At 28.9% G+C, this 5287-nt stretch carries 5 protein-coding genes; all 5 read left to right on the top strand.

Going from position 1 to position 5287, the window contains the following annotated elements; genetic code table 11:
• Positions 1–12 precede the first annotated feature (12 nt).
• Positions 13–780, top strand: coding sequence for a class I SAM-dependent methyltransferase (locus L8W40_RS07930; protein WP_263660017.1), 768 nt, complete (start codon positions 13–15; stop codon positions 778–780).
• 49 nt (positions 781–829) lie between these two features.
• Positions 830–1627: a class I SAM-dependent methyltransferase gene (locus L8W40_RS07935; protein WP_263665131.1), complete on the top strand. Its 798-nt coding sequence runs from the start codon at positions 830–832 to the stop codon at positions 1625–1627.
• Positions 1615–3939, top strand: coding sequence for a PEP-utilizing enzyme (locus L8W40_RS07940; RefSeq protein ID WP_263665132.1), 2325 nt, complete (start codon positions 1615–1617; stop codon positions 3937–3939). The genes L8W40_RS07935 and L8W40_RS07940 overlap by 13 nt, the downstream gene beginning before the upstream one ends.
• Positions 3936–4535, top strand: a complete 600-nt coding sequence (locus tag L8W40_RS07945) for a gamma-glutamyl-CDP-amidate hydrolase (RefSeq protein ID WP_263665133.1) — start codon at positions 3936–3938, stop codon at positions 4533–4535. The genes L8W40_RS07940 and L8W40_RS07945 overlap by 4 nt, the downstream gene beginning before the upstream one ends.
• The coding region (locus tag L8W40_RS07950; RefSeq protein ID WP_263660013.1) for a phosphocholine cytidylyltransferase family protein at positions 4532–5287 on the top strand (756 nt) is incomplete at its 3' end. The genes L8W40_RS07945 and L8W40_RS07950, both read left to right, overlap by 4 nt.

Below are 5287 nucleotides of genomic sequence, written 5' to 3' on the forward strand. Positions count from 1 at the left end.
CAAAGGAGTTTCATGAAACAAGGTGATTTTAGCGAAGTTGCAAAACACTACCATAACAGACCAGCATACTCAAGTATGCTTATAGAAAAGTTAATCAAATGTGTAAATGATCAAAATAAAAGCACATTAAAAGTTGTAGAAGTAGGAGCGGGTACGGGAAAGCTTACTAAAATGCTTGCTGATGAGTTTAACCTTTGTATAGATGCAGTCGAGCCAAATGATAATATGCGTGAAGAGGGTATTAAATTTACTCAAAATTCACAAAATATTACTTGGCATAAAGGTAGCGGAGAAGAAACTGCTATGCCTAGTAATTATGCTGATTGGGTAATCATGGCTAGTTCTTTTCACTGGACAGATCCTAAAAAATCCTTACCTGAGTTCGCAAGAGTGCTTACAGGGGGGGGGTATTTCACTGCTATATGGAATCCACGCCATATAGCTAAAGGCTCTGTGTTTTATGAAATTGAAGAGGAAATTAAACATATTATACCAGAGCTTACTCGTGTAAGTAGTGGAACTCAAAATGTTAAAAATTGGGAAGAAATCTTAGTAAGTACTGGAGATTTCACAGACTGCTTTTTTATGGAGTGTGATTATAAAGAGCTTTGGAGTAAAGAGCGTTATCTTGGGGCTTGGCATTCTGTAAATGATATTCAAGCACAAGCTGGAAAAGCTAGATGGGAAGAAATTTTAAAAATGATAGAAAATAAAATTTCTTCTATGGATATGATTGAAATTCCTTATAAAATCCGTGCATGGACGGTGCATAAGGCATAGTAAAATCCTTTAGCTTTTTTAGCTTTGCTATTAAAGTTAAAGGAAAAAAATGGAAAAAATAGTAGAACAAGTTTGGGATTATACTAAGCATGCAAAATTTTATTCATATAGACCAAATTATGCACCACTTAGTATAGATATGCTAGTAGAGCTTGCTAAAAGAACTAGTCAAAGTTCAAAGATAAAAGTTGCAGATATTGGAGCAGGTACAGGGAATTTGAGTATTATGCTTTTAGGGAGAGCTTGTAAAGTGGTAGCGGTTGAGCCAAATGATGCAATGCGTGAAATTGGTATAGAAAGAACTCAAGGTCAAGATGTAGAATGGGTAAGAGCTACCGGTATTGACTCTACTTTAAAAGATGGAGAGTTTGATTGGGTGAGCTTTGGAAGTAGTTTTAATGTGATGGATAGATCAATGGCACTAAAAGAAAGTCATAGATTGCTCAAAAAAGGATGTTATTTTACTTGTATGTGGAATCATAGAGATTTAAATGATCCTATTCAAAAAATGGCAGAAGATATTATTGTTAGTTTTGTTCCAAATTATACAAGAGGCACAAGAAGAGAAGATCAACGCCCTATTATAGAAGCACATAAAGAGCTTTTTGATAATATTATTTATTTGGAAGAAGATTTTTACTTTCATCAAAGTGTAGATAATTATATCAATGCTTGGAAAAGTGTAAAAAATCCTTATTGGGATCTTGAGACTAAAGAAGGTAATGAGTTGTTTGAGAAAATCACTGATAAGTTAAAACAAGAATTACCAGGTGAATTTGATATTAAATATACAACAAGAGCTTGGAGTGCAAAAAAATATAAAAGAGTAATATTATGGATAGATTAGTTTTTCAAACAAAAGCAAGAAATTTACAGAATTTAAAAAATATACTTAAAAATGCAAAAGTTTTAGATGTAGTTATCACTTCTTTAAAAGAAATCATTCAAGATAAAGAAGAAGTGCTTAAAAAAATTACCAATCTAAATGCGAAAAAACTAATCATCCGTAGTTCTTCTAATAGCGAAGATAGTTTAAAAAGCTCCAATGCTGGAGCTTTTCTAAGTTTGGCTAATGTAGATATTAATGATAAAAGCCAACTTTTTAATGCTTTAGAAAAAGTAGGTCATTCTATGCCTAGTGAGAATGATGAAATTCTAATCCAACCTATGCTTTTAGATATTAAAAAATGTGGTGTTGCTTTTAGTGTAGATAAGGATAATTTTGCTCCATATTTTTGTATAGAATATGATGAAAACGGCTCTAATAGTTCCATTACAGATGGAAGTGCTAAAAATGCTAAAACATATTTTCACTACCGTGAAAATGAAGATATAAAAGAACCATATATGCAAAAAGTTATTTTATTATTAAAAGAACTTGAAAGTTTATATGGTTGTAATTTTTTAGATGTAGAATTTGCTTTTAATGAGCAAGATGAACTTTTTTGCTTGCAAGTTAGACCTTTAATAATGCAAGAGAAAATTAATCTTTTTAATAACTTGCCTAAAGAAGCTTTACATAGACTTTATAAAAGATTTGTATCTTTACAAGAACCAAGATCTAGAGTGCTTGGAAATAAAGCCATTTTTGGTGTAATGCCTGATTGGAATCCAGCAGAAATTATAGGACTTAGACCAAAAAGATTAGCTTTTAGTCTTTATAAAGAAATCATTACAGATAATATTTGGGCTTATCAAAGAAATAATTATGGCTATAGAGATTTAAGATCGCACCCTTTAATCCATTCTTTTTTAGGTATTCCTTATGTAGATGTGAGACTTTCTTTTAATTCTTTTATACCAAAAACACTAGATGAGAATATTGCTAAAAAGTTGGTTAATTATTATTTAAATAAATTATATGAAAATCATGAGTTACATGATAAAGTAGAATTTGATATAGTATTTTCTTGTTATGATTTTCATATGGCTGATAAATTAGAACGCTTATTAGATCATGGTTTTAATAAAAATGAAATTAAACGCATTGAATTTTCTTTATTAAATCTTACTAATTCTATTGTTAATATTAAAAATGGCTTGTGTTTAAAAGATATAGAAAAATCAAAACAAATGATTGTATATTATGAAAATATTATGCATTCAGATTTTTCACCATTAGATAAAATTTATTGGCTTTTAGAAGAGTGTAAAAGATATGGAACATTACCATTTGCTGGTGTTGCAAGGGCTGCGTTTGTGGCTATGACTATGCTTAATTCTTTGGTGGAAATTGGATTTTTTAGTAAAGAAGAAAAAAATAAATTTTTAAATTCTCTCCACACCGTTAGTAAAACTTTGAGTAATGAGTTAACAACTTTAAATGAAAATAATAAACAAGATTTTCTAAAACAATTTGGCCATTTAAGAGCTGGAACTTATAATATTTTATCTCCAAGGTATGATGAGGATTTTGATGGGTATTTTGATCTCAAGCAAAAAGGTGAAATCCAAAAAGAAAAAGAATTTGAAATTAGTGATGTGAAGTTACAAAAACTTGATCAAATTCTAAAAGAACATGGGATTGAAGTTAATGCAAAAGAATTTTTTAGCTTTTTAAAAATAGCTATAGAAGGACGCGAATTCGTTAAATTTGAATTTAGCAAGCTCTTATCTAAAGCTATATCACTGATAGAGGATCTTGGAAATTATTATGGAATATCTAAAGAAGATATGGCCCATTTGGATATTAAGAGTATTTTAAATTTGTATTCTAGTGTGTATTCTAAAAATCCAAAAGATAAATTTTTGAGTGAAATTAATGAAAACAAACAAGAATATCAATTAAGTTTAGCTATAAAACTTCCGGCTTTACTAACTGATGCACATCAAATATTTGGGTTTTTTACTAGCTATATTCATCCAAATTTTATCACGCAAAAAAGTATTAGTGCTAATATTGCTCTAGAAAATGAACAAGATTTAAAAGGCAAGATAGTGTTAATCTATGCAGCTGATCCTGGATATGATTATTTATTTACTAAAGATATTGCAGGTTTTATCACTTGCTATGGTGGTGCAAATTCACATATGGCTATTAGAGCTTCTGAACTTGCTATGCCTGCTGTTATTGGCGTAGGTGAAGAGAATTTTAAAAAATATCTTCAAGCAAAAAAAATTAAAATTGATTGTCAAAGTGAGCAGATATTTTGTCTATGAAATTTATAGCTATTAGTCAAAGAATTTTAGAAAATCAAGATTATTATGAATTAAGAGAGTGTTTGGCACTTGATTGGGGAAGTTTTTTTAAAAAAGAATTAAGTGAGTTTTTACCTCTTCCATTGAGTTATGAAATTGATTTTAAAAATTATATCTCTAGTATTAGTGCTGTGATTTTAAGTGGGGGTAATGATTTAAGCTCTTGTAAATTTTCTTTTGTTAATCAAAAAAGAGACGAATATGAGAAAAACATTATAAAACATTGTATGCAAGATAATATCCCTTTGCTTGGAATTTGCAAAGGAGCACAGATGATTGCTTCTTATTTTAATTCTACCATTTGTCCTTGTAAAGATCATATTGGAAATCATGAAGTATATTTAAATAATCAAATAATCAATGTCAATTCATATCATAATTTTGCTATTAAAACATTAGGTAATGAGCTTGAGGTGTTAGCAAATGCAAAAGATGAAACAATAGAAGCTTTTAAGCATAAAAAATTTAGTATTTATGGTCTAATGTGGCATATTGAAAGAGAAAACGGTATGAGTGAAAAAAGTATTTTTAATGCGTGGTTAAAGGATATAAAATGAGAGCTATAATTTTAGCAGCAGGATTTGGTTCAAGGTTAATGCCTTTAACAAAATATAATCCAAAATGTATGGTTGAATATAAAAATAAAAAAATCATAGACTATGAAATTCAAGCTTTAAAAGAAAATAATATTCATGAGATATGTGTAGTTGGTGGATATTTATTTGATGTTTTAAAGGATTATGTGGGTAAAAATCATAATTTGGAGTTGTTTTATAAAAATGAAAACTATGATAAAACTAATATGGTCCAGACTTTATTTTGCGCTAGAGATTTTTTACAAAGTTGTATTGAGGATGAGCAAGATTTGATTGTTTCTTATGCTGATATAGTTTATTTTAAAGATAGTATAGAAAAACTCAAACAATCAAAAGATGATTTTGCTGTTATTGTGGATAAAGCTTGGAAAGAACTATGGTTAAAAAGGTTTGAAAATCCACTTGATGATGCTGAAACTTTAAAATTACATGATGATTTTATAGTAGAGCTTGGCAAAAAAGCAAAAAGTTATGATGAAATTCAAGGGCAATATATAGGCTTATTTAAATTTTCTCATCATTTTTTAAAAGAAGTTTTAAAAACTTATGATGAGCTTGATAGAACTTTACTTTATGATGAAAAAGATTTTAAAAATATGTATATGACAAGTTTTTTACAAATTTTAATTAATAAATACAAAAATGCAAAAGCTATAAAAATCAATGGAAATTGGTGTGAGATAGATTTTATGAGCGATTTGAGAGTGGAGATT

Source organism: Campylobacter sp. IFREMER_LSEM_CL1846, from assembly GCF_025772105.1.
Classification (GTDB): Bacteria; Campylobacterota; Campylobacteria; order Campylobacterales; family Campylobacteraceae; genus Campylobacter_D; species Campylobacter_D lari_D.